At 69.2% G+C, this 22,712-nt stretch carries 20 protein-coding genes; 6 read left to right on the forward strand and 14 right to left on the reverse strand.

The features are described from left to right. Positions 1-136 precede the first annotated feature (136 nt). Together D3H34_RS00005 and D3H34_RS00010 are read left to right on the forward strand one after the other, a co-directional pair. A complete protein-coding gene (locus D3H34_RS00005; protein WP_119550998.1) occupies positions 137-2,389 on the forward strand; it encodes a phosphocholine-specific phospholipase C in 2,253 nt (750 codons plus the stop codon). Positions 2,390-2,394: 5 nt separating this feature from the next. Continuing rightward, positions 2,395-3,822 (forward strand): YadA family autotransporter adhesin, encoded by a 1,428-nt coding sequence (locus D3H34_RS00010; protein ID WP_119551000.1) that lies wholly within the window; start codon positions 2,395-2,397, stop codon positions 3,820-3,822. Positions 3,823-3,873: 51 nt separating this feature from the next. Here D3H34_RS00010 and D3H34_RS00015 read toward each other — a convergent pair whose 3' ends face one another. The 7 genes from D3H34_RS00015 to D3H34_RS00045 all read right to left on the reverse strand — a co-directional run bounded on the left by D3H34_RS00015 (position 3,874) and on the right by D3H34_RS00045 (position 12,271). Further along, the gene (locus tag D3H34_RS00015; RefSeq protein ID WP_119551002.1) at positions 3,874-6,168 is read right to left on the reverse strand and encodes a glycoside hydrolase family 3 N-terminal domain-containing protein; all 2,295 of its coding nucleotides are present in this window, start codon (positions 6,166-6,168) and stop codon (positions 3,874-3,876) included. Between the two features lie 86 nt (positions 6,169-6,254). Continuing rightward, complete coding sequence (gene tcuB, locus D3H34_RS00020; protein WP_286185240.1) at positions 6,255-7,481, reverse strand: tricarballylate utilization 4Fe-4S protein TcuB; 1,227 nt, start codon at positions 7,479-7,481, stop codon at positions 6,255-6,257. Next, positions 7,465-8,892, reverse strand: a complete 1,428-nt coding sequence (tcuA, locus tag D3H34_RS00025; protein ID WP_119551004.1) for an FAD-dependent tricarballylate dehydrogenase TcuA — start codon at positions 8,890-8,892, stop codon at positions 7,465-7,467. Before tcuA ends, tcuB begins: the two co-directional genes overlap by 17 nt. Before the next feature lie 77 nt (positions 8,893-8,969). Then, the gene (locus tag D3H34_RS00030; RefSeq protein WP_119551006.1) at positions 8,970-9,896 is read right to left on the reverse strand and encodes a LysR family transcriptional regulator; all 927 of its coding nucleotides are present in this window, start codon (positions 9,894-9,896) and stop codon (positions 8,970-8,972) included. 7 nt (positions 9,897-9,903) lie between these two features. Next, on the reverse strand, positions 9,904-10,782 hold the full coding sequence (locus D3H34_RS00035) for a bile acid:sodium symporter family protein (protein ID WP_119551008.1): 879 nt from the start codon (positions 10,780-10,782) through the stop codon (positions 9,904-9,906). A gap of 109 nt (positions 10,783-10,891) precedes the next feature. Further along, positions 10,892-11,659 (reverse strand): class II aldolase/adducin family protein, encoded by a 768-nt coding sequence (locus tag D3H34_RS00040; protein ID WP_119551010.1) that lies wholly within the window; start codon positions 11,657-11,659, stop codon positions 10,892-10,894. Between the two features lie 21 nt (positions 11,660-11,680). Next, positions 11,681-12,271 (reverse strand): HD domain-containing protein, encoded by a 591-nt coding sequence (locus D3H34_RS00045; protein WP_119551012.1) that lies wholly within the window; start codon positions 12,269-12,271, stop codon positions 11,681-11,683. Positions 12,272-12,403: 132 nt separating this feature from the next. Between D3H34_RS00045 and D3H34_RS00050 the strand changes: the two genes are divergently transcribed. Both D3H34_RS00050 and D3H34_RS00055 read left to right on the forward strand, forming a co-directional pair. After that, on the forward strand, positions 12,404-13,126 hold the full coding sequence (locus tag D3H34_RS00050; RefSeq protein ID WP_119551014.1) for a Crp/Fnr family transcriptional regulator: 723 nt from the start codon (positions 12,404-12,406) through the stop codon (positions 13,124-13,126). A gap of 107 nt (positions 13,127-13,233) precedes the next feature. Next, positions 13,234-13,920: an alpha/beta hydrolase gene (locus D3H34_RS00055; protein ID WP_119551016.1), complete on the forward strand. Its 687-nt coding sequence runs from the start codon at positions 13,234-13,236 to the stop codon at positions 13,918-13,920. 6 nt (positions 13,921-13,926) lie between these two features. Here the strand turns inward: D3H34_RS00055 and D3H34_RS00060 are convergent, their stop codons facing one another. Both D3H34_RS00060 and D3H34_RS00065 read right to left on the reverse strand, forming a co-directional pair. Further along, complete coding sequence (locus tag D3H34_RS00060) at positions 13,927-15,441, reverse strand: MFS transporter (RefSeq protein ID WP_205736654.1); 1,515 nt, start codon at positions 15,439-15,441, stop codon at positions 13,927-13,929. 5 nt (positions 15,442-15,446) lie between these two features. After that, a complete protein-coding gene (locus tag D3H34_RS00065; RefSeq protein WP_167481089.1) occupies positions 15,447-16,022 on the reverse strand; it encodes a GNAT family N-acetyltransferase in 576 nt (191 codons plus the stop codon). A 75-nt stretch (positions 16,023-16,097) separates the two neighbouring features. Here D3H34_RS00065 and D3H34_RS00070 point away from each other — a divergent pair, with 75 nt between their 5' ends. After that, positions 16,098-16,976, forward strand: coding sequence for a LysR family transcriptional regulator (locus D3H34_RS00070; RefSeq protein WP_119551022.1), 879 nt, complete (start codon positions 16,098-16,100; stop codon positions 16,974-16,976). Between the two features lie 6 nt (positions 16,977-16,982). Here D3H34_RS00070 and D3H34_RS00075 read toward each other — a convergent pair whose 3' ends face one another. Beyond that, on the reverse strand, positions 16,983-18,158 hold the full coding sequence (locus D3H34_RS00075) for an ABC transporter substrate-binding protein (protein WP_119551024.1): 1,176 nt from the start codon (positions 18,156-18,158) through the stop codon (positions 16,983-16,985). Positions 18,159-18,242: 84 nt separating this feature from the next. On the opposite strand from D3H34_RS00075, the gene D3H34_RS00080 reads away from it, so the two are divergent. Next, on the forward strand, positions 18,243-18,791 hold the full coding sequence (locus D3H34_RS00080) for an energy transducer TonB (RefSeq protein WP_147400353.1): 549 nt from the start codon (positions 18,243-18,245) through the stop codon (positions 18,789-18,791). An 18-nt stretch (positions 18,792-18,809) separates the two neighbouring features. Here the strand turns inward: D3H34_RS00080 and trmB are convergent, their stop codons facing one another. The 4 genes from trmB to D3H34_RS00100 all read right to left on the reverse strand — a co-directional run bounded on the left by trmB (position 18,810) and on the right by D3H34_RS00100 (position 22,666). Continuing rightward, the gene (gene trmB, locus D3H34_RS00085; protein ID WP_119551028.1) at positions 18,810-19,586 is read right to left on the reverse strand and encodes a tRNA (guanosine(46)-N7)-methyltransferase TrmB; all 777 of its coding nucleotides are present in this window, start codon (positions 19,584-19,586) and stop codon (positions 18,810-18,812) included. Then, the gene (gluQRS, locus tag D3H34_RS00090) at positions 19,583-20,488 is read right to left on the reverse strand and encodes a tRNA glutamyl-Q(34) synthetase GluQRS (protein ID WP_119551030.1); all 906 of its coding nucleotides are present in this window, start codon (positions 20,486-20,488) and stop codon (positions 19,583-19,585) included. Before gluQRS ends, trmB begins: the two co-directional genes overlap by 4 nt. 15 nt (positions 20,489-20,503) lie before the next feature. Next, on the reverse strand, positions 20,504-21,586 hold the full coding sequence (locus tag D3H34_RS00095) for an NAD(P)/FAD-dependent oxidoreductase (RefSeq protein WP_119551032.1): 1,083 nt from the start codon (positions 21,584-21,586) through the stop codon (positions 20,504-20,506). Between the two features lie 126 nt (positions 21,587-21,712). After that, positions 21,713-22,666 (reverse strand): LysR substrate-binding domain-containing protein, encoded by a 954-nt coding sequence (locus D3H34_RS00100; protein ID WP_119551903.1) that lies wholly within the window; start codon positions 22,664-22,666, stop codon positions 21,713-21,715. Positions 22,667-22,712: the final 46 nt, after the last annotated feature.

A 22,712-nucleotide genomic window follows, 5' to 3' on the forward strand; every position in this document is an offset into this window, starting at 1 on the left:
CCCACGCCCCCGACCACCACCCCGGAAGGCCCGGGGCCGGCGACCCCGGCGCTGAAGTGCGCGCCCTGAGCCGCATGCGGCCTTCATCGACACGCTTTCATTTCTTCCGTTCTGTCCTCGCGTTGAAAGACTCCCCATGAACCACTCCAACCGTCGCGATTTCTTCCGCAAGTCGGCCGGCGCCGTCGGCGCGGCCTCGGCCCTCACGATGCTGCCGCCCACGATCCGCAAGGCGCTCGCCGTCGAGGCCGCGGTCGACACCGGCACCATCGACGACGTCAAGCACATCGTGATCCTGATGCAGGAGAACCGCAGCTTCGACCACTACTTCGGCACCCTGCGCGGCGTGCGCGGCTTCGGCGACCGCTTTCCGATCCCGCTGGCCAACGGCAAGCCGGTCTTCTTCCAGTCGAACCCCGCCGGCGGCGCGGAGATTCCGCCTTTCCGCCGCGATTCGACGATCGCCAATGCGCTGATCGGCTCCGGCACGCCGCACAACTTTCCCGACCAGCAAGCCGCATGGAACCAGGGAAAGATGGACCGCTGGATCCAGTTCAAGAACCAGGCGACGATGGGCTACTACCTGCGCGAGGACATCCCGTTTCAGTTCGCGCTGGCCGACGCCTTCACGGTCTGCGACGGCTATCACTGCTCGATCCTCACCGGCACCGACCCGAACCGCATCGTGTTCTGGTCGGGTTCCAACTTCAACCCGGAGCTGCGCAAGAAGGGCATCAACAGCACCGACACCGATTCCGAACCGGTGAACTCGCGCTGCTGGCCCAAGCCATCCAACTGGGTGGCGAATCGTCCGCAGGAAGCTGACGGCTCCGGCCAGAAAGACCCGATCAAGGGCGACTACAACTACAAGTACGTCAACAACGCCTTCAAGTGGGACACGCTGCCCGACCTGCTGCAGAAGAAGGGCGTGACCTGGCACATCTACCAGAACATGAACAACAACTGGACGGGTGCCATGCATGGCTGCCTGGCCTTCGAGAGCTTCCGCACCGCGCAGCCGGGCTCGCCCATCTATGAGCACGGCCTCACGGGCGGCCCCGACACGGCCGACGGCGCCACCAACTTCCTCGCCCAGCTCAAGCAGGACGTGATGAACGGCACCTTGCCGCAGGTCTCGTGGGTGCTGCCCACGCAGGCGCTGGCCGAGCATCCGGGCAGCAGCGAAGGCGTGGCCGGCGCGGCCGACTTCATCTCCGACGTGCTGGCCGCGTTGACCTCCAACCCCGCGGTGTGGAGCAAGACGGCGCTGTTCGTGACCTTCGACGAGAACGACGGCTTCTTCGACCACCTGGCGATGCCGGCCGTGCCCTCGTACGACGCCGGCGGCAACCTCATGGGCAAGTCGACCGTGCTGCTGGACGGCCACTACTTCGACGCCTCGGTGGGCAGCTACCTGAACGCCGCCGACACCACCAGCGGCAAGATCCGCCCCTGGGGCCTGAGCTCGCGCGTGCCGATGTACGTGGTGTCGCCGTGGAGCAAGGGCGGTTGGGTCAATTCGCAGGTGTTCGACCACACCTCGGTGGGCCGTTTCCTCGAGAAGCGTTTCGGCATCACGGTGGACGCGATCAGCCCGTGGCACCGCGCCGTCTGCGGCGACCTGACCACCTGCTTCGACTTCGTGCACCCGAACGATCCCGTCGTTCCCATGTTGCCCGACACGAGCAACTATCCGGCGATCAATGCAGCGCAGATAGCGCTGGGCAACACGGGTGCCATCACCAAGGCCCCCGCCACGCCGCAGCCGCTGTACCAGGAAACCGGCACGCGTTTCTCGCGCGCGCTGCCCTACGAACTGCACACCAGCGCGCGCGTCGAGCCGCGCGGCCTCGTGCAGCTGGTGTTCGCGAACTCCGGCACGCAGGGCGCCGTGTTCCATGTGTACGACAAGCTGCACCTGGACCGCATTCCGCGCCGCTACACCGTCGAGGCCGGCAAGCAGCTCACCGACTACTGGAACACCGGCGCCACCGACAGCGGCAAGTACGACCTGTGGGTCTACAGCACCAACGGCTACGTGCGCAGCTTCCAGGGTGACGCACTGGCCCTCGATACCGCGGCCTTCAAGCCCGAGGTGCAGGTCTGCTACGAGCCTGTCGATGGGCAGGTCTACCTGAAGGTGCACAACACCGGCAAGGCGGCCGGCAAGGTCACCGTCACGGCCAACGCCTACCGCAACGACGGCCCGTGGACGCTCGAGGTCGCGGCGGGCGCGACCGGCATGCTGCACTGGAGCCTGGACAAGAGCGGCTACTGGTACGACTTCACCGTCGCCGCCGAGCACACCGAGCGCCGCTTCGCGGGCCGCGTCGAGACCGGCAAGCCCGGCGTGAGCGATCCGGCCATGGCCCTGCACCTGAAGGCCTGATCGTCATGAAGCACAGAAACAACCAAGGCACGACCCGCGGCAAGATGCTGCTCGGCCTGGCCGTGGCCATCGGCTCGACCGCCGGCATGGGCATCGCGTCGGCCCAGCCGATCACCTGGGACCCGGCCAAGGGCAACCTCGGCATCGGCGACAAGGCCGGCACCACCGGCGTCACGGGCAGCAACGACGTGGCCATCGGCAAGGGCGCGGGCAACAACGTCAGCACCAACTGGAACCTCGCCATCGGCGAAGGCGCGGGCACCGGCGTGTCGGGCAAGAACGCCAACCAGGCCATCGGCTACTACGCGGGCACCAACGTGGTCGGCGGCTGGAACCAGTCGATGGGCCGCAGCGCGGGCCAGAACGTGACCGGCGACTACAACAACGCCGTCGGCTTCTGGGCCGGCACCAACGTCACCGGCAGCGGCAACGAAGCGCACGGCAGCAACGCCGGACGCGACGTGGTCGGCAACAACAACCAGGCCTACGGCGGCGATGCGGGCCGCAACGTGAGCGGCAGCAACAACCTCGCCACCGGGCAGGGCGCGGGCAGCGGCGTGACGGGCTCGGGCAATCAGGCCTCCGGACAGATGGCCGGCGCGCAGGTGGCGGGCAGCAACAACGTGGCCATGGGGCAAGCCGCAGGCGGGGGCGTGCAGGGCAACCAGAACCTGGCGCTGGGCACGGCCTCGGGCCAGGGCGTGGTGGGCAGCCAGAACATCGCGCAAGGCAGCGGCGCGGGCCGGAACGTCATGGGCAGCGGCAACATCGCGATCGGCGCCGACGCCGGCGTGTACGTCAATGCGAACCAGGCGATCTCGCTGGGCACCGCTGCACGCGCGAGCGCCGACAACGCCATCGCGATGGGCAGCAACGCCTCGGCCTCGCACGCCAACAGCGTGGCGCTCGGTGCAGGCAGCGTGACCACGCGCGGTGCGCAGTCGGGCTATGTGGCTGCGGGCATGAGCGGACTGCAGTCGTCGGCCGGCGAAGTGGCGATCGGCAACCGCCAGCTCACCGGCGTGGCACCCGGCAGTGCGCCCGACGATGCGACCAATGTCGGCCAGGTGCAGGGCATGGTGCAGGAGGGCGTGAGCGCGGCCAATGCGTACACCGACACTGTCGCGGCGCAGGGCCTGCCGTTGGGCAAGGCCTACACCGACCTCACGGCGGCGCGTCTGCAGAACCAGATGGACGAGAACGCGCGGCGCGCCTACGCCGGCATCGCGGGCGTGGCGGCGATGGAAGCCGCGCCGCATGTGCCGGGGAAGATCAGCTATGCCGTGGGCCTGGGCAACTTTCGCAGCGAAAGCGCGATGGGCGGATCGATTCGCCGCACCTCGCAGGACGGGCGCTACAGCGTGACGCTGGGCGTGGGCGCGAGCAGCTCGGGCGTGGTGAGCCGGGTGGCGTTCACGGGGGTGTTCGACTGATGCGGTCCGGCGGGGCTGGTTCAGGGTGACGCTCCCGCAGCGCGCCCTGAATCACTCCCGCGTCAGCACGAAGCGCTTGCGAATCCCGCCGGCAGCCGAAGGTGCCACCCAGAGATCGAACTCGCCGGGTTCGACGACGGGCTTCATGTCGCGCCCTAGAAACTGCAGGTCGTCGTTGCCGACCGTGAACTCGACCACTTCCGATGCACCGGGCGCGATCCGCACCTTGCGGAAGTTCTTGAGTTCGCGCACCGGCCGGGTCACGCTCGCAGCGCGCTGAGCCAGGTACAGCTGCACCACTTCCTCCGCCTCACGCGTGCCCGTGTTGGTGACGGTGGCGCGCACGCGCAGCGTGTTGCCGATGGCGAGGCGGTCGCTGCTCAGCTCGACCTGGTCGTAGCGCACCGGTGCGTAGCCGATGCCGAAGCCGAAGGGATACAGCGCCTCGTTCGTCGCATCGAGGTAGCGGGTCTTGAACGACGTGCCCGGCGCGCTTTCGGGCGAAGGACGGCCGGTGCGCTTGTGGGCGTAGTAGTAGGGCACCTGGCCGGCCGTCTGCGGAAAGCTCACTGGCAGGCGGCCCGAGGGGTTGAAGTCGCCGAACACCACATCGGCGATGGCGTGGCCCGTCTGCACGCCGAGGAACCAGGTGACGAGGATGGCGCGTGCGTTGCGCACCGCGCCCTTGAGTGCCATCGCGCGGCCGTTGCTCAGCAGCACGACCATCGGCTTGCCGGTGGCGGCCACGGCTTCGGCGAGGTCCTGCTGCGCCTGCGGCAGGCCGATGTCGCTGCGCGAGCGCGACTCGCCCGACATCTTCTGGCTCTCGCCGATGGCCAGCACCACCACGTCGGCTTCGCGCGCGGCAGCCACGGCGGCGTCGATGCCGCCGGGCAATGGCGATTCGACGTTCGTACCGCGCGTGACGGTCAGCCGCGAGGCCTCGGTGCCCAGGGCGGCGCGCAGGCCTTCGTCGATGCCGACCGGCGCGGACTGGCCCGGGAACAGGCTCCAGGAACCCATCAGGTCCTTCGTGCCTTCGGAGAAGGGGCCGATCAGCGCGATCTTCTGCGGGCCGGCCTTGGCCAGCGGCAGCAGCTGGCCCTCGTTCTTCAGCATCACGACCGAGCGGCGCGCGCTCTCGCGAGCCAGCGCGATGAACGCGGGGTTTTCCATGCGCTGTTCGGGCGGCGGGCCGTCGAGGCCGCGCATCGGATCGTCGAAGAGGCCGAGCTTGTGCTTGACCCGCAGCACGCGGCGCACGGCTTCATCGAGCCGCGCCATCGGCACTTCGCCCGAGGCCACGAGGTCGGGCAGGTGGCGCATGTACAGGCCGCTTTGCATGCTTACGTCGGTGCCGGCCATGAAGGCGAGCTTGGCCGCCTCGCGGCCGTTGGCGGCGTGGCCGTGCTCGATGAGTTCTTCGTCGGCCGTGTAGTCGGACACCACGAAGCCCTTGAACTTCCATTCGTCGCGCAGCACGCCGGTGAGCAGCGCGGGGTTGGCGGTCGAAGGAACACCGCCGATCTCGTTGAAGGCGCTCATCACCGAGAGCGCGCCCGCGTCGATCGCGGCGCGAAACGGCGGCAGGTACACCTCGCGCAGTGTGCGCTCGGAGATCTCGCTCGTGTTGTAGTCGAGCCCACCCTCGGCCGCGCCGTAGGCCGCGAAGTGCTTGGGCGTGGCCAGCATCGAATCGGCGTTCGCGAGGTTGCTGCCCTGGAAGCCGCGCACGCGCGCCGCCGCGAACTGGCGCGCGAGGTACGGGTCTTCACCCACGCCTTCGAGGCCACGGCCCCAGCGCGCATCGCGCGCGATGTCGACCATCGGCGCGAAGGTCCAGCGAAAGCCGTCGGCCGTGGCCTCGACCGCCGCCGCGCGCGCGGTGCGTTCGGCCAGCGCCGGTTCCCAGCTCGAGGCCTCGGCCAGCGGGATCGGGAAGATGGTGCGAAAGCCGTGGATCACGTCGGCGCCGAAGATCAGCGGAATGCCCAGGCGCGATTCGCGCACCGCGATGCCCTGCAGCCGCCGCTTGCCTTCGAGGCCCGCGTTGTTGAAGAGGCCGGTGATGCGGCCAGTGCGCACGTCCTCGGTCTCCTGCTGCCCGTTGCGCCAGCCGGCCTGCGGGTTGTTCGGTGTGTTGATGTCGGCCGGGCCGTAGAGGCTGAGCTGGCCGGCTTTTTCCTGCGGCGTCATGCGCGCGATCAGCGCTTCGATGCGAGCCTCGGCGGTGTCGGAGGGTTTCGGGTCCTTCGGAACGGAGGCAGCGGTGGCGGGAGGAAGGAGGGCGGGGAGGGAGAGCGCGGAGAGGACGAGGGCGAGAACGGCGGCTTTTCGAACATGCATGGCCGTCTATTCTGCAGACAACCCACGATGGCCCCGGCCAGCGGTTTTCCGCCCTGGCCGTAGGGCCTTGTCCGACCTGACCGCATTCATTCCGCGCCCAGCCGCAGCCGGCTCGGCAGGCGCTTCTCGATGGCGAACTTCAGGAGCGCCGCGCAGCGGAAGATGCCGTGCGCGAACTTGCCGTAGGGCAGCGTGAGGAACAGCGCCATCACCACGCCCAGGTGCACCGCCAGCAGCAGCGCCATGAAGCGCGTGTCGCGCCAGGCCAGCAGCGCCAAGCCCGTGAGGCTGGTGAGCAGCAGCAGCGCGATGAAGCCGCGGTCCATCGGCCGCTGCGCCGCATCGCCGTGCGCGGCGTGGCGCCGCAGGTTGAGCCACAGCAGGCCGACGGGGCCGATCACGAGGCCGATGCCGCCGGCCGTGCCCAGCAGCACCGGCAGGCTCGTGAGCGCATAGGGCGCGTGCAGGTCGAACAGGTAGTGGTAGAGCGTCGCCACGCAGGTCGAGGCGAAGCACAGCATGAAGCCATAGAAGGTGAAGTGATGGAAGCGCCGGCGCCACAGCGTGAAGCGGTCGTCGTCGTTGTTGCAGCCCTCGCCGTGGCCGCCATCGAGGTACTTCAGGCGCAGCGCGTCGCGTGCGGCTTCGGCGCTGGCCGCGCGGCGCACGCCCGGCAGGTCGGGGGCGTTGCCGGGATCGTTCGCGGGCGAGACCTCGCGCCAGAAGCGGCGCGTGCCCATCGCCAGCGCGAACATCACGAACAGGAACACCGTGCCGAATATCAGGGCGAGGAAGTTGTGCGGAAAGATCGCGTAGAAGTTGCCCGCGAGCGGTTCGTGCAGGAGCGCACCCGACATCGCCACGGCCAGCACAAGGAACAGCGCCAGACCACCTGCCAGTGCAAGCGCGACGGTGAGCCCTGCCTTCTTGTAGAGCGCGCCCATCACGGGCGGCCAGGCGTAGTCGTGGTAGGTCTGCAGGCGCACCTGCGCCATCGCCTGCGGCACGTTCACCGCGAACTCGTGCGGCGGCGCGTACTGGCAGGCATGCAGGCACGCACCGCAGTTGTGGCAGAGGTTCGCGACGTAGTGCGTGTCGGCCTTGCCGAACTCCAGGCGCCGCGTCATCGCGGGGAACACTGCGCAGAAGCCTTCGCAGTAGCGGCAGGCGTTGCAGATCTGCAGGATGCGCGCGACCTCGCCTTCGGGCGCGGTCAGGGGCAGGGCGGGCTGGATCGGGATGACACGCGACGTGCTGCCGATGCCGTCGGCCTCCGAACGGGCACGTGCGACGAGATCAGTGAGCTGCTGCAAGGGCGGCCTCCGGGGATTTCTTGAAAGTGTTCCTTGCCGCGTTCGCAGCCTGCGTGCCGGCGATCCGCCCGAAGGCCGTGCCGATGCTCATGCCGACGCCGGCCGTGTAGCCCTTGCCCAGTACATTGCCGGCCATCATTTCGCCGGCCACGAAGAGGTTGGGGCTCGGCCGGCCGCCGAAGCGCACGGCGGCGGTTTCGTCCACTTTCAAGCCCAGGTAGGTGAAGGTGATGCCGGGGCGCAGCGGGTAGGCGTGGAAGGGCGCGGTGTCGATCGGCCGTGCCCAGTGCGTCTTGGCGGGCGCGAGGCCTTCGGTGTGGCAGTCGTCCAGCGCGGTGTGGTCGAAGCGGCCGACGCGGCAGGCGGCGTTGTAGTCCTGCACGGTGCGAACGAAGGTGGCTTCGTCCAGGCCGAGCTTGCGCGCCAGTTCGCCGAGCGTGTTCGCCTGCGTGCCGGAGAACACGGGCGGCATGAAGCGACCGACCGCCTGCTGGTCGATGACCGACCAGGCGATCTGCCCCGGCTGCTGCGCCACGAGCCGGCCCCAGATCGCGTAGCGCTTGGGCCAGAAGTCTTCGCCCTCGTCGTAGAAGCGCTGCGCGTCGCGGTTGACCACGACGCCGAGCGACACGCAGTCGATGCGCGTGCAGATGCCGCCGTCGTACAGCGGCGCGCGCGCGTCGATGGCCACCATGTGGCCCTGCGACGGATCGCCGATGCTGTCCGCGCCCGCATCGATCATGTGCCTGAGCAGCACGCCCTGGTTGAAGCGCGTGCCGCGGATCAGGAAATTGTCGGCCGGCCATTCGCCGCGCTCGTTCCGGCCCCAGGCTTCGCGCAGCCATTCGCGGTTCGACTCGAAACCGCCCGAGGCCAGCACGCAGCTCTTCGCCGCGATGCGCTCGTCGGCTTCGGTGCGCACGGCTACGAAGCGGTCGCCGTCGAGCTCGACAGAGACCACGGGCGTGTCGTAGCGGACCTGCACGCCCAGCGTTTCGGCGCTGCGGTAGTAGGCGTTGACGAGCGCCTTGCCGCCGCCCATGAAGAAGGCATTGGTGCGCGCCACGTGCAGCGCGCCCGACAGCGGCGGCTGAAAGTGCACGCCGTGGCGGCGCATCCAGTCGCGGCAGTTCGACGAGGCGCGGATCACCAGCCGCGCCAGGTGCTCGTCGGTGAGGCCGCCGGTGACCTTCAAGAGGTCTTGCCAGTACTCCTCTTCAGGGTAGGCCTCGACCAGCACGTCCTGCGGCGCATCGTGCATGCAGCGCAGGTTGCGGGTGTGCTGCGAATTGCCGCCGCGCCATTCTTTCGGCGAGGCCTCCAGCAGCAGCACCGAAGCGCCGGCCTCGCGCGCCATCAGCGCGGCGCACAGCGCGGCATTGCCGCCTCCGACAACCAGTACGTCGATCACTCGTGGGTCTCCTTGGAATGCAGGAGACTTTAGGCAGCGCGGCCTTCACGCGAAAGGCCGATTCAGGCAACAGGTGTTCAGTTGTCGAGAAGACTTGCACCGGCCCAGCGGCCTTCGCTCACCAGCGTGCGCGCGGTCTCGGCCACCACCACGCGCGCGGCCAGCGCGGCGGGCGAGAGCTCGTCGTCCGACAGGCTCACGAGCAGGTTGCGACGGCCGACGTGCGCATCGGAAATCTGCGTGAGCACGAGGTCGTCGCGGTCGTGCCGCGCCGTGGCGGCACCGGGCTGGATGGTGGCGCCGTGGCCGGCGCGCACCGCGTCCATCAGCAGCGCGAGGCCGTCGACCTCGGCCACGATGCGCGGCGCCACGCGCGCCCGCGCAAAGGCGGCCATCAGCGTGGCGCGCAGGCCGTGGCTGCCGCTGGGCAGGATGAGCGGCACCTCGGCCAGTTGCGACAGCCGCACCTTCGCGCCCGTGGGGCGTGGCGACAGCGCGGGCGAGGCGATCACGAAGAGCTTTTCGGCCAGCAGCGGTGCCACGCTCCAGCGCCGCGGCGTGTCGGTCTGGAACAGCACGGCCAGGTCGAGCTGGCGCGCGTGCAGCATGGTCGTGAGGTGGCCCGACAGCGCCTCGACCATGTGCAGCCGCACCTCGGGGTAGCGCGCCTGCATGGCCTGCATCAGCGGCACGCCCAGCACGGTGGCGGTGGTGGGCGCGAGGCCCACGCTCACATGGCCCGACAGGCGCGCCTGCTGCGCCGCGCGCACCGCGTCGTCGGCGTGGCGCAACGTGAGCTGCGCCTGGTGCAGGAAGGCCAGGCCTGCATCGGTGGGCATGACGCCGGTCGAATGGCGGCGCAGCAGCCGCGTCGAGAGTTCGCTTTCGAGGCGGCTGATCTGCTGGCTCAGCGCCGAGGTGACCACCCCCAGCTCCACGGCCGCGCGGCCCATGCTGCGCAGCTCGCAGACCTTGACGAAGTAGCGCAGTTGTCTCAGTTCCATCCGCGCATCATGGCGCAGGCGCGACCGCGGGCTGGCCTCTGCGCAGCAACAGCCATCCGAACAGAGGGGCCGTGATGTACATCACCACGGAGTAGATGGCGGCCGGCAGCGCCAGCGGAAAGCTGCCCAGCACGCTCACCGCGATGAAGATGGCGAGCGTGGAGTTGTGAATGCCGATCTCGTAGCTGATGGCGGTGGCCAGCGGCTTGTCCAGGCCCGCCGCACGGCTCAGGTAGTAGCCCGCCAGCAGGCTCACGAGGTTGAACAGCAGCACCGGCACGCCGATCTCGGCGAAGGTGGTGGTGATGTTCTTCCACTCGTTGGCAATGGCGAGCACCGTGACCACCGCGAGCACCACGGCGCTGAAGATCTTGGTCGGCTTTTCCATGCGCGCCGCGAAGCCGGGTTGGCGCGAGGCCACGACCATGCCGATGGCCACCGGCACCAGCACGATGGCGATCACCTCGACCAGCTTGCGCGTCTGCAGCGGCACCACCTGGCCGCTCTGCGCGAAGTGGTTGATGGCCCAGTTGGCGATGAGCGGCAGCGTGACGATCGACAGCAGCGTGTTCACGGCGGTGAGCGAGATGTTCATCGCCACGTTGCCGCCGAACAGGTGCGAGAACAGGTTGGCCGAGATGCCGCCCGGCGAAGCCGCCAGCAGCATGAGCCCGATGGCGAACACCGGCGACAGGCCGAAGCCCACGATGATCGCGTAGCAGGCCAGCGGCAGGCCGATGACCTGCAGCACGAGCGCGATGGTCACGGCCTTCGGGTGCTTGAACAGGCGCCGGAAGTCCTCGAGCGAGAGCGACAGCCCCAGCCCGAACATCACGAGCGCGAGTGCGCCGAACAGGAACCGGGTCACGATGAGCGTGGTGTCCATGGGGTGTTGTCTCCTCTTTCGTTCTGCTTGGTCGTTCCACTTAAAAAAATGGCTGCCGGCACCCGTCGCGCGGGCGCTGGCAGCCGTACAAAACCGGGATCGACGTGTCTTATTGTTTGTAGCTGTCGTCGATGCGGTCGAGCTTGCGGATCAGCGAAGGCCAGACGAACATGCCGCCGAGGCCGCCGCTTTGCACCTTCATTGCCTGGCCCACGCCGTCGATGATTCGCGGGTCCACGTGCGTGAGTTCGCCACCGCCGGCCTGCGCGGCGATCTGGATCTGGCAGGTGTTCTCGAAGGTGTACATCGAAAGGAAGGCGTCGGCAATGGTCTTGCCGCAGGTCAGCAGGCCATGGTTGCGCAGCATGAGGAAGTTGGCATTGCCCATGTCGGCCTGCAGGCGCGGCTTCTCGTCGTCGCGGAAGGCCACGCCCTCGTAGTCGTGATAGGCCAGCGAGGCCAGCACGAAGGTCGACTGCTGGCTGATGGGCAGCACGCCGTTCTTCTGCGCACTCACGGCAATGCCGGCCCGCGTGTGGGTGTGCAACACGCACTGGATGTCTTCGCGCGCGGCATGCACGGCGCTGTGGATCACGAAGCCCGCCGGGTTCACGGGGTAGGGCGAGTCGATGATCTTGTTGCACTGCTGGTCGACCTTGACCAGGCTCGACGCGGTGATCTCGTCGAACATCAGGCCGTAGGGGTTGATCAGGAAGTGGTGCTCGGGGCCGGGCACGCGCGCGCTGATGTGCGTGAAGACCAGGTCGCTCCAGCCGTACAGCGCCACGAGGCGGTAGCAGGCGGCGAGGTCGACGCGCAGCTGCCACTCTTCGGCGGAGACGAGCTTCTGGATTTCGGAGGTGGAGTTGGCGTTCATGGGATGTGTCCTTTGGCGAAGTCAGGCGGTGGCCGGCTCTTGCAGCACCGTCTTGTAGATGCTCTGCTTGGGCTGCGCCATCAGGCGGCGCAGCATGGGTTCGAACTCGCTGATCGGCAGCGTCTCGGCCTTGGGGTCGAAGGCCGGGTTGTCGTAGAGCGCGCAGAACTCGGCTGTGCGCTCGTAGTGCGGGTGGGCCTTGAAGTTGTCGCGCATGTCGCGGTCCAGCCCGATGTGGTGGAAGAAGTAGTGGCCCTGGAAGATGCCGTGGTTCTGCACCATCCAGTGGTTGGCTTCGCTCACGAAGGGCTTGAGGATCGCGGCGGCGATGTCGGGGTGGTTGAAGCTGCCGAGCGTGTCGCCGATGTCGTGCAGCAGCGCGCACACCACGTACTCCTCGTCGCGGCCGTCGCGCAGGGCGCGCGTGGCCGTCTGCAGCGAATGGGTGTAGCGGTCGACCGGAAAGCCGCCGTAGTCGCCTTCGAGAATCTGCAGGTGCTTGATCACGCGCGCGGGCAGGCCGCCCGCGAACTGCATGAACTCGCCGCCGATCAGTTGCCAGTCTTCGCGCGTGCTCTCCTGCATGCTCTTGAAACTTGCCCGTGCGTTCATCGTGTGGGGTCTCCGTTCTTTGGGGGATGGCGGTCACTGTAGACCTGCGCTTGACCTTCAACTGTCAAGAATTTGACAATGCGGGGTTCTGGTAAACCCGCCTCCGGGCGCCCGCTCTTCCCCTTTCTGCCCATGGCCACCTCGACCAAGCCGCGCCTTTCGGCCGCCCACCGCAGCGCGCTCGACAGCAACCCGTGGTTCACCAGCATGCCGCGCTCGCAGCGCGACGCACTGGTGGGCGCGGCCGAGCTGCTGCACGTGCGGCGCGGCACGATGGTGTTCCGCCAGGGCGACCCGATCCATGCGGCGGGCGGCGGCTTCTACGGACTGGTGGCGGGCACGATCAAGATCTCTTCGCTGCGCCAGGACGGGCGCGAGGCCATCCTCGCGGTGCTGGAGCCGGGCAACTGGTTCGGCGAGATCACGCTGATCGATGGCTCGCCGCGCACGCACGACGCCACCGCGCTCGAAGCGCTCGACCTGCTGGTGGTACCGCCCGAAGCCTTCGTGCGGCAGATGCGCGACGTGACCTTCTCCAACGCCATCGCCGCGATGCTGGCGGCGCGCGTGCGCATGCTCTACGGCCTGGCGGAAGACGCCACCTTGCGCAGCCTGCGTGCGCGCGTGGCGCACCGGCTGCTGGTGCTGGCGCGCGGCGATGCCACGCAGTCGGTGCATCTGCGGCACGAACTGATGCTGCCGCAGGAGGCACTGGCCATGATGCTCGGCGTGACGCGCCAGACGCTGTCGAAGGAGCTCAACGCACTGGCGGCCGAAGGCGTGGTGTCGCTGGGGTACGGGCGCATCCAGCTGCTGTCGCTCGAGGCACTGCAGGTGCTGGTTCGCACAGGGTAGGGCCTTGTCATAACGTCGGCGGGGCGCGGGCGTATAAGGATCGGCCGGCCACCATCCCGGTGGTTCGGTGATTCTTCTTCACTTCCTCCTTTGAAGGGTGGCACATCATGAGCAACAAACCGACAGTCGTTCTGGTTCATGGCTTCTGGGGCGGCGCGGCGCATTGGCACAACGTCATCGTCGAACTCCTGCGCAAGGGCCACACGGCCATCCGCGCGGTCGAGTTGCCGCTGACCTCGCTGGCCGACGATGCCGAGCGCACGCGAAAGATGGTGGCGCAGGTGCAAGGGCCGGTCCTGCTGGTCGGCCACTCGTACGGCGGCGCGGTGATCACGCAGGCCGGCGACATGCCCAACGTGGTCGGGCTGGTCTACATCGCCGCCTTTGCGCCCGATGCGGGCGAAAGCCCCGGCGGCATCACGCAGGAGCACCCGCCCGTGGCCGTGCCGAACCTGGCGCCGGACAGCGATGGCTACCTGTGGGTCAAGCCCGAGAAGTACCACGAAAGCTTCTGCCAGGACCTGAGCCCCGAAGAAGGCCTGATCATGGGGCTGGTGCAGAAGGCACCGCTGGCCAGCACCTTCGGCGACACCATCACGGCACCGGCCTGGAAGAAGAAGCCCTCGTGGTACCAGATCTCGAGCGAGGACCGCATGATCTCGCCGGTCAACCAGGAGCGCATGTCGGCGCGGCTCGGTGCGAAGAAGGTCATCACGCTGGCGGCCAGCCATGCCTCGCTGGCGTCGATGCCGAAGGAAGTGGCGGCGCTCATCGACGAGGCCGCGAGCGCCTGAGGCCGGCTACGCGCAGCGCTCCGTGCGCTGCGCACCCGTTGGGCGGGCCCGCCATCCGAGGAACGCCACCGCGCAGGCCGCCGCGATCACGATCAGCACGGCCACGCCCATCACCGAGAAGAAGGCGTGGTCGAAGGCTGCGTGCGCGAGCGCCACGAGTTGTGAAGCGACCGGTGCCGGCAGCGTCTCGGCGGCCAGCAGCGCGGCATCGATGCCGTCGCTGGCCGAGGCCGGCACGGCCAGGCCTTCGGGAATCGCCAGCGCGGCCGTGTAGCTCGCCGAGAGCACGCTGCCGAGCAGGGCGATGCCCAGCACGCCGCCGAGTTCGTACGACACCTCTTCGATCGACGCCGCCATGCCGGCATGTTCCACGGGCGCGTTGTTCATGATCGCGTTGGACGCCGCCGTGATGGTCGCGCCCACGCCCAGCCCCAGCAACACCAGGACGGCCGCCTTGAGCAGGCCCGAGGCATCGACGGCCAGTGCCAGCGCGCACAACGCCAGCGCCGTGGTGACGAGGCCGGCCAGGATCACGGGGCGCGAGCCGATGCGTGCCAGCAGCAGGCCCGCGAGCGGCCCCGACACGAAGGCGGCCAGCGGCAGCGGCAGGAGGGTGAGGCCAGCCTGCAGCGGCGTCAGGCCGACGACCAACTGCAGCCGCTGGCTGAAGACCAGCTCGACACCGATCAGCGCCACCGAGGCCACGATGGCCGCGATCACGCCGCCCGAGAAATAGGCGTTGCGGAACAGGCGGAAGTCGATCAGCGGCGCGCTGCTGCGCCGCTGGCGCCGCACGAAGAGCGTCATGGCCGCCACGGCCAGCGCGCCGGTGATGACGGCCGTCGTGGCCGAGGGCGCGAACTTCGTGAGTTCCTTGATGGTCAGCACGAGGAAGACCAGCCCCACCAGCACCTGCATCGAGCCGATGAAGTCCCACGGGCGTGTGCCGGTATGGCGCTGCTGCGGCAGCAGCCACAGGGCCAGCACCAGCGCGAGCACCACCACGGGCACGTTGATGAGAAAGACCGAGCCCCACCAGAAGTACTCGAGCAGCACGCCGCCCACGACCGGCCCGAGCGCCGCGCCGCCCGAGGCCACCGAGGCCCACACGCCGATCGCCACCGCGCGTTCTCGCTCGTCGGTGAACACCAGCCGCAGGATCGCCAGCGTGGCCGGCATCATCATCGACGCGCCCACGCCGAGCACGGCCCGCGCGGCGATCAGTGCGGCCGGGTTGGGCGCGTAGGCCGCGCACAGCGAGGCGATGCCGAACACGGCCAGCCCCGCGACGAACATGCGCCGGTAGCCCACGCGGTCACCCAGCGCGCCCATGCCCAGCAGGAAGCCGGAGACGACCACGGTGTACGCGTTGAGGATCCAGAGCTTCTCGGTGGCCGAGGCGGCCAGGTCGTGCGTGAGCGTGGGCAGCGCGGTGTAGAGCACGGTCATGTCGACCACGATCAGCAGCAGCGCCATCGAGACGACGAGCAGCGTGACCCACTTCTTCACGGTCGGGTTCATCGCGATCATGGCGTGGCCCTCCGGTCGAGTGCCTGTGAAACGGTGCCGTCCAGTTCCTTGAGCATCGTGACGGAGACCGTCGTGCAGCCGCGTGCGTGGAAGAAGTCGTGCGCGCGGGCGTTGCCGATGCCGCTTTCGAGAAAGAGGCTCTGGATGCCGAGGCGCTGCAGCTCGGCGCAGACCCAGTCGAACAGCTGTCCGCCCAGGCCCATGCCCTGGAAGCGCGCATCGACGACGAGGTCGTCGAGCGTCGCGAAGCTGCGCGCGGCGCGACGGGCTTCGTCGATCGACACCAGTGCGAAGCCGGCCAGTGCGCCGACTGTGCGCGCGACGGCCACGCGTGCGGGGGCCGTGGCCGGGTCGAGTGCCAGCGTTTCGCGCAGCTGCGTCTCGAAGATGGCGGGCAGGTCGGGACGCCATTCGCCCATCGCGATGGCGCGCTGCTCCTGCAATTCGGCGTGCGAGATATAGGAAGGCGAAAGTTGCTGCAGGAACAGGGCCGCGAAGGCCTCTGCCTGGGAAGGATCGTTGCACCAGCTCAGTTCGAACGCTGGTGTCTTCTTGTCGTGTGCATTCGTCATGGCGCCATGTTGCGTCATTAAAATGAATCGATAAAGATGAAATCGATCTGATAAATAGATGAATAAGGCGCCGACATGGAATGGACCGTCGATCAGTTGCGCCAGTTCGTGACGACCGCCGAGTGCGGATCGTTCTCGGCGGCGGCGCGCCATCTGGGCAAGGCCCAGTCGGCCGTGAGCACCGCCATCGGGCTGCTCGAGGTCGACCTGGGCGTGGCGCTGTTCGATCGCTCGCGCCGCAACGCGCAGCTGTCCGACGCGGGGAGGGTGCTGCTGCTCGAGGCCCGCGAACTGCTGCGACAGGCCGAGCAGCTCGACCAGCGTGCCCGCTCGCTGCACGAGGGCAGCGAGGCCGCGCTGTCGCTGGCGCTCGATGAGGCCTTGCCGTACACGGCCATCGGCACGCTGATGCGCGAAATCTCGGTGAAGTTTCCGAGTCTCGAACTCACGCTGCTCAACGGCACCGCGACCGAGGTGGCCGAGTACGTCGAACTGGAACGCGCGAGCGTGGCCTTTCATTTCGACCGCGGCCCGGTGCGCGCCAGCTTCGACCAGCGTCACATCGGCAGCGTGCGCCAGGGCGTGTTCGTGGCCAGCGACCACCCGCTGGCCGACGGCCGCACGGTGCGACGCCAGGACCTGGCGCGGCAACGGCAACTGCTCATGCATGCGGACGACGTGCACGAGGTGGCCTACAGCCCGCGCGTGTGGCGCTCCGACAGCTTCTACAGCACCGCCGAAATGGTGGCCGACAACCTCGGCTGGGCCGTGCTGCCCATCAACATCGCGCGCTACGAAGGCTTCAGCAAGGCCTTGAAGGAAGTGCCTTGTCCTTCGCTGGCCTTGCCGCGGCTGTCCGTGCGCATGCTGTGGCTGCAGGGGCGGCCGCTGGGTGCCACGGCGCTGTACGTGCAGCAGCGCTTCACCGAGCTGCTGCGCGACAGCCCGGTGTGAGGCGTTTCAGCGGAGCACCCGGCCGTCGGCGGAAATGCTGATGAGGTCGATGCTGCGCACGTTGTCGCGCAGACCAGGGCGCAGGTTGATGCGGAAACCGCCCACGTCGTAGTCGGTCATCGCCGTCATCGTGCGTTGCAGGGTCGCCGTGTTGAAGCCGCGGCCCGCGCGGCGTACCGCTTCGCCCGCGGCCTTGGCGGCGATGAAGCCTTCGAGCCCTTCGTACGACGCCGTCTGATCGGAGTTGTCGACCGCCGCCAGGTATTCCTTGACGATCGGAATGGCCGACGGCCGAGGCGAGGGCACGACCTGAGAGATCACGATGCCGCCGATGTCCTTGCCCAGCTCGGCATACAGCGGGTCGATGCCGACGATCGAGAAGGCCATGAAGCTGCCCGTGTAGCCGCTCTTGCGCAGCTTGCGGATGGCGCTGGCCGTGGTGCCCGAGAGCGACACCAGCACGATGGCCTGGGGCGTCTGCTGCTGCACGGTCTTCAGCGCGGCGTCGAGCTTGTCGGCGCCCGCGGGCACCAGCGCGCTCGCGACCAGCGGCGGCAGCTTGAGTTCGGCGGCGGCCTGCTGCACGGCGGCCAGGCCAGCGCGGCCCATGGCGTCGTCGTCGCCCACCAGCGCGATGCGCTCTTGCCCCACGGTGGCGCACTGGCGCACGATCTTGAGGGCCTCGTCGATCATGCCGGGGCGCACATGGAACACATTGGGGTGCTCGGGGCCGCGCAGCGCGTCGGACGCGGCAAAGGGCGCGAAGAGCAGGCTGCCCTGCTGCGTGGCGACCTTCGCTCCGGCCTCGCTGCTGGCGGTGCCGACAAAGCCGAACAGCATGTCGGCCTTGTTCGCGCCGAGCAGGGTGCGGGCATTGGTGGCGGCGCGGGCGGCGTCGTAGCCGTCGTCCAGCTGCAGCAGTTTCAGCTGCAGGCCGGTGGCGGCGTTGCGCGTGTTGAAGTCGCTCACGGCGAGCCGGCTGCCCGCCGCGAAGGCGTTGCCGATCTCGTTGGCACTGCCCGTGAGCGGCACCGACTGGCCGAGCAGGACGACGCGGGCGCTGGCACCCGCACCGGCAGCGCGTGGCGTCTGCGCCAGCAAGGGGCGGGTGATGCCGAGACCGCTTCCCAGAAGCAGCGTTGCCGAGGCCTTGCCCAGCCATGTCCTGCGAGATGCGTTCATTAGCTACCTTTTGCTAACAATAGTAAAAAAGTGTAGCAATTTCGGGGCCAGGGAGGAAGGCGCGGGTGCTCCAGAATTGCCCTTATGAAATTGACTGTGTCCTGGAGTTCTTGGGGGGTGGGGGTCTTGTGCGCGGTGCTCGCTGGTTGCACCGTACCCGCATCGAATGTGGTGGAAGTCGCGGCGCCCGAGCGGGAGCCCAAGCCGGAGCTCGCGCCCGAGGCGCATGTGCCTGTCGCCGTGCCGCCAGAGCTGCCGGCCTGGCCATCGCCGCTGCCGCCTGCGGGGCCGCCGCAGGCATTGCCGCGCGCGCCGCTGCTTCAGGCCCCGCGCGCCGAGCCGCGGAGCACGGCGGATGCCGTTGTGAAGGAGCCGGTGATCCGGCAGCGTCGCTACCCCACCTATCCGTCCGCGCTGGTGGAGCAGGGCATCGCAGGGCTGGTGGTCACGTCCTTCTTCGTTGGCGTGGACGGTCGACCCGAAGAGATCACCGTCGTACGGTCGTCGCACCCGCTGCTGTCGCAGGCCGCGACCGATTCGCTCAAGGAGTGGCGCTTCGACCCGGCGCGTACGGCGGACGGGCGTGCGGTGCGGGCCCGCATGCGGTTGCCGTTCCGCTTCCAGCTTGAATAAACAGGCCCTGACGCGCGCTCAGGCGCGTTTTTCGAACACCAGGTCCCACACGCCGTGGCCCAGCTTGATGCCGCGGTTCTCGAACTTGGTGAGCGGGCGGTATTCCGGCTTGGGCGCATAGCCTTCGGCCGTGTTGCGCAGCAGCGGCTCGGCGGCCAGCACTTCGAGCATCTGCTCGGCGTAGGGCTGCCAGTCGGTGGCGCAGTGGATGTAGCCGCCGGGGCGCAGGTGCTGCGCCAGCTTGGTCACGAATTCGGGCTGGATCAGCCGGCGCTTGTTGTGGCGCTTCTTGTGCCACGGGTCGGGAAAGAACACATGCACGCCGGCCAGCGTGCCGGGCTGCAGCATGTGGTCGAGCACGTCGACCGCGTCGTGTGCGCAGATGCGGATGTTCGACAGCTGCTGCTCGCCGATGCGCTTGAGCAGCGCGCCCACGCCGGGCTCGTGCACCTCGCAGCACAGGAAGTTGGTCTCGGGCAGCACCGTGGCGATGTGCGCCGTGGCCTCGCCCATGCCGAAGCCGATCTCCAGCACCGTCGGGCCGGCGCGACCGCCGAAAGCTGCCGTCAGGTCGAGCGGTTCGGGCGTGTACGGAATGAGGAACAGCGGGCCCAGTTCGGCGAAGGCGCGGGCCTGGCCATCGGTGGTGCGGCCGGCGCGCTTCACGAAGCTCTTGAGGCGGCGGTGCAGCGGATGCGGCTTGCTGTCGGTGGCGCCGTTCGCGTCGTCTTCGGGGGATGCGGGCGCGTCGTCGCCGGGCGGGAGGTCGTTGGACACGGTGTCGGGAATGTTCATGAGGGCCGCGAATTGTAGAGATCGCGCCATTCGGGCACCCAGCCGGCCAGTGCGGCGGCGCAGTCGCCGGCGGTCGCGGGGCGCAAGCCGAGTGCGCGCGCGGCGGTGTCGAGCGCGGCCAGCGCGGCGGCCGGCGTAGCGGTGTCGATGGCCGTGGCGCCGTTCTGCTTGGAGAGCTTGTCGCCGTCGGCGCCGCGCACCAGCGGCGTGTGCAGGTAGCTGGGCGTGGGCAGGCCGAGCGCCTGCTGCAGCAGGATCTGGCGTGCGGTGTTGTCGGCCAGGTCTTCGCCGCGCACCACGTCGGTCACGCCTTGTTCGGCATCGTCGACCACCACGGCGAGCTGGTAGGCCCAGGGGCCGTCGGCACGGCGCAGCACGAAGTCGCCGACCTCGCGTTGCACGTCCTGCTGCTGCGGGCCGAGGCGGCGATCGGTCCATTGCAGTTCGCCGCCCGGCATGCGGTGCGTCGCGAAGCGCCAGGCGCGCGCGGGCTTGCCGTGCAGGCCGTCGCGGCAGGTGCCGGGATAGACGCGCTCGCCGTGGCGTTCGTGCGTGTGGCCGAGCCGGGCCAGGGCGAGGTCGATGTCCTTGCGCGAGCAGCCGCAGGGGTAGGCGAGGCCGCGCGCCTGCAGCGTTGCCAGCGCCGCCTCATAGCGCGCGGTGCGCTGCGTCTGCCACTCGGGCGGTTCGTCGGGGAGCAGGGCGCAGTCGGCGAGCTGCTGCAGGATGTGCGCGCCCATGCCGGGCAGGCAGCGTTCGGTGTCGGCGTCCTCGATGCGGATCAGCCAGCGCGCCCGGTCGCCGCGCGCGCGCACGTCGAGCCAGCTCGCGAGCGCCGCCACCAACGAGCCCGCGTGCAGCGGGCCGGTGGGCGAGGGCGCGAAGCGGCCGGTGGCGCGCATCCTTTCCTTGAAAACCTAGAGGACTGCCAGGGCCAGCGAGAGACCGGACACGAAGCCGTCTTCCACGCGATGGCCGATGCACCAGTCACCGGCGACGCCGATGCGGGCCTTGGCGTCCCACAGGTGGGTCTGGCCGACCGGCACCTTCGTCTGGGCTTCGGGCCAGCAGCGTGCCTGCGCATGGCTGGGCGTGGCGTGGATGCCGGTGATTTCCGAGAAGGCACGCAGCAGCTTGGCCTCGATGCGGGCGGGCGTGTCGCGCAGGTGTTCTTCCGACCACGTGGCGCTGGCCTGCAGGGTCCAGCGCTCGACGCGCTCGCGGCCGGGCTTGGACGATTCGCGCGCCAGCCAGGCCACGCGGTGATGGGTGCTGCGCGCCACGTTCCATTGCGGGCCGAGGTGCGACATGTTGGCCTGGTTGGCCTGGGGGAAGGCGATCATCAGCGTCCAGCAGGGCGCGATGCGCACGGGTTCGATCTTGCGGCTCAGCGTGGCCGCGCGTTCGCTGCCGGCGAGCAGTTCGCGGGTGCGCGCGGGCGGCACGGCCAGCAGCACGGCGTCGAAGCCCGAGTACACGTGCTGGGAGTCGTCGGCGCCTGCGGTGCGCAGTTGCCAGCGGGTGGCGTCGAGCGCGTCGGGCTCGATGCGGGTGACTTGGGTGCCGGTGACGAGCTGCTCGCCGAGCGGCGCGGCCCAGTGGGCCACCAGGGCGTCCATGCCGGGCTGGGCGACCCAGTGCGGCTCCAGCGAGGGCAGCGCCGCCTCGGCCACGCGGCCGTGGGCGTCGAGCACGCGCACGAGGTTGGCGCTCCAGGGGCGGCACAGCGAGGGCGTGGTGGCCAGCACCTGCGCGAAGCGTGGATCGCGCACGGTGAAGTACTGCGCGCCGCTGTCGAAGCGGCCGAAGGCAGTGTCGATGCTCGCCATCCGCCCGCCCGGCGTGGCCTCGCGTTCAAACACCGTGACGCGGTGCCCGGCCTGCATCAGCGTGCGGGCACAGGCCACGCCGGCAATGCCGGCGCCGATGACGGCGTAGTGGCGGGCGGCGGCGGGAGTTCGGTGGCGGTCGGCGGTGGCACGGGCTTTGGCTTTGGGCATGGCGGACTCTTTTCTTTTGACAGGGTGATGACGGAGGAGGCCGTACAGACTCTAACCCGGTCTGCGCACGTCGCCGGGCTGGGGGCGACCCTTAGGACGCGCCGCGGTTGCGCTGCGTCAGGTGGTTCAGCGACCCCGGTGCCGTTCGAGCAGCGCCTTGCGCGTGCCCTCGTGCTCGAACTGCGCGAGCCACCATTCGAGCGCGCGCCCCGGCTTGCCCGCGCTGCGCACGCGCCACGCGCAGTGCATGGTGCCCAGCGGCGGCTGGCGTTCGGTCTGCAGCTCGACGAGGTGGCCGGCCTCGATGTAGGGCCGCGCCATCGGCTCGGGCAGGAAGCCGCCGCCCAGGCCGTGCAGCTGCGCGGCGATCTTGGCCTGCATGCTGGGCACGGTGAGCACGTCCTGTCCGCCGACGAGATTGACCGTCATGCTCGGCCCGCTGCGCACCGAGTCGGCGGCGGCCACCGCGCGGTGCTGGCGCAGCACCGCGTCGCTCAGCGGCTGGGGCAGTCGCGCGAGCGGATGGTGGGGCGCCACGGCGAATACGAAGCGCAGCTCGCCGATGAGGCGGCTGCGGATGCCCGTGGCGGTGAAGGCCAGGCTCGCGGCATCGAGCACCGCGCCGATGGCGAGGTCGGCCTCGCCGCTGGTCAGCGCCTCGATGGTGCCGAGCAGCGTCTCGTCGCGCAGCTTCAGGCGCGTGGGCGGTTCGAGCGCGAAGAAGGCGGTGCACAGGTCGAGCAGCGGGTCGCGTGCGATCACGCTGTCGACCGCGATGGTCAGCATCGGCTCCCAGCCGGTGGCCACGCGCTTCACGCGGTTGGCCACGGCATCGATCTCGCCGAGCAGGCGCGAGGCCTCGCGCAGCAGTTCGGCGCCGGCCTCGGTGATGCGGGCCTGGCGCGCGCTGCGGTCGAACAGCAGCACATCGAGTGCGTCCTCGATCTGCCGCACGCGGTAGCTCAGGGCGCTGGGCACGAGGCCCAGTGCGCGCGCGGCGGCGGCAAAGCTGCCGGCGCCCGCCACGGTCTGCAGCATGGCCAGCGCGTCGGGGGTCAGCACGTCTCGGGCGCTGGGCAGGCTGGGCATGGGGTGGCTCCATCGTTCAAATAATTTGAATGATGCC

The organism is Acidovorax cavernicola (assembly GCF_003581445.1).

What these genes read in the sequence shown, in the direction of transcription:
- D3H34_RS00005 (WP_119550998.1), top strand. Translation starts at nt 137, where the DNA reads ATGAACCACTCCAACCGTCGCGATTTCTTCCGCAAGTCGGCCGGCGCC.
- D3H34_RS00010 (WP_119551000.1), top strand. Translation starts at nt 2,395, where the DNA reads ATGAAGCACAGAAACAACCAAGGCACGACCCGCGGCAAGATGCTGCTC.
- D3H34_RS00015 (WP_119551002.1), bottom strand. Translation starts at nt 6,168, where the DNA reads ATGCATGTTCGAAAAGCCGCCGTTCTCGCCCTCGTCCTCTCCGCGCTC.
- D3H34_RS00030 (WP_119551006.1), bottom strand. Translation starts at nt 9,896, where the DNA reads ATGGAACTGAGACAACTGCGCTACTTCGTCAAGGTCTGCGAGCTGCGC.
- D3H34_RS00035 (WP_119551008.1), bottom strand. Translation starts at nt 10,782, where the DNA reads ATGGACACCACGCTCATCGTGACCCGGTTCCTGTTCGGCGCACTCGCG.
- D3H34_RS00040 (WP_119551010.1), bottom strand. Translation starts at nt 11,659, where the DNA reads ATGAACGCCAACTCCACCTCCGAAATCCAGAAGCTCGTCTCCGCCGAA.
- D3H34_RS00045 (WP_119551012.1), bottom strand. Translation starts at nt 12,271, where the DNA reads ATGAACGCACGGGCAAGTTTCAAGAGCATGCAGGAGAGCACGCGCGAA.
- D3H34_RS00050 (WP_119551014.1), top strand. Translation starts at nt 12,404, where the DNA reads ATGGCCACCTCGACCAAGCCGCGCCTTTCGGCCGCCCACCGCAGCGCG.
- D3H34_RS00055 (WP_119551016.1), top strand. Translation starts at nt 13,234, where the DNA reads ATGAGCAACAAACCGACAGTCGTTCTGGTTCATGGCTTCTGGGGCGGC.
- D3H34_RS00060 (WP_205736654.1), bottom strand. Translation starts at nt 15,441, where the DNA reads ATGAACCCGACCGTGAAGAAGTGGGTCACGCTGCTCGTCGTCTCGATG.
- D3H34_RS00065 (WP_167481089.1), bottom strand. Translation starts at nt 16,022, where the DNA reads ATGACGAATGCACACGACAAGAAGACACCAGCGTTCGAACTGAGCTGG.
- D3H34_RS00070 (WP_119551022.1), top strand. Translation starts at nt 16,098, where the DNA reads ATGGAATGGACCGTCGATCAGTTGCGCCAGTTCGTGACGACCGCCGAG.
- D3H34_RS00075 (WP_119551024.1), bottom strand. Translation starts at nt 18,158, where the DNA reads ATGAACGCATCTCGCAGGACATGGCTGGGCAAGGCCTCGGCAACGCTG.
- D3H34_RS00080 (WP_147400353.1), top strand. Translation starts at nt 18,243, where the DNA reads ATGAAATTGACTGTGTCCTGGAGTTCTTGGGGGGTGGGGGTCTTGTGC.
- trmB (WP_119551028.1), bottom strand. Translation starts at nt 19,586, where the DNA reads ATGAACATTCCCGACACCGTGTCCAACGACCTCCCGCCCGGCGACGAC.
- gluQRS (WP_119551030.1), bottom strand. Translation starts at nt 20,488, where the DNA reads ATGCGCGCCACCGGCCGCTTCGCGCCCTCGCCCACCGGCCCGCTGCAC.
- D3H34_RS00095 (WP_119551032.1), bottom strand. Translation starts at nt 21,586, where the DNA reads ATGCCCAAAGCCAAAGCCCGTGCCACCGCCGACCGCCACCGAACTCCC.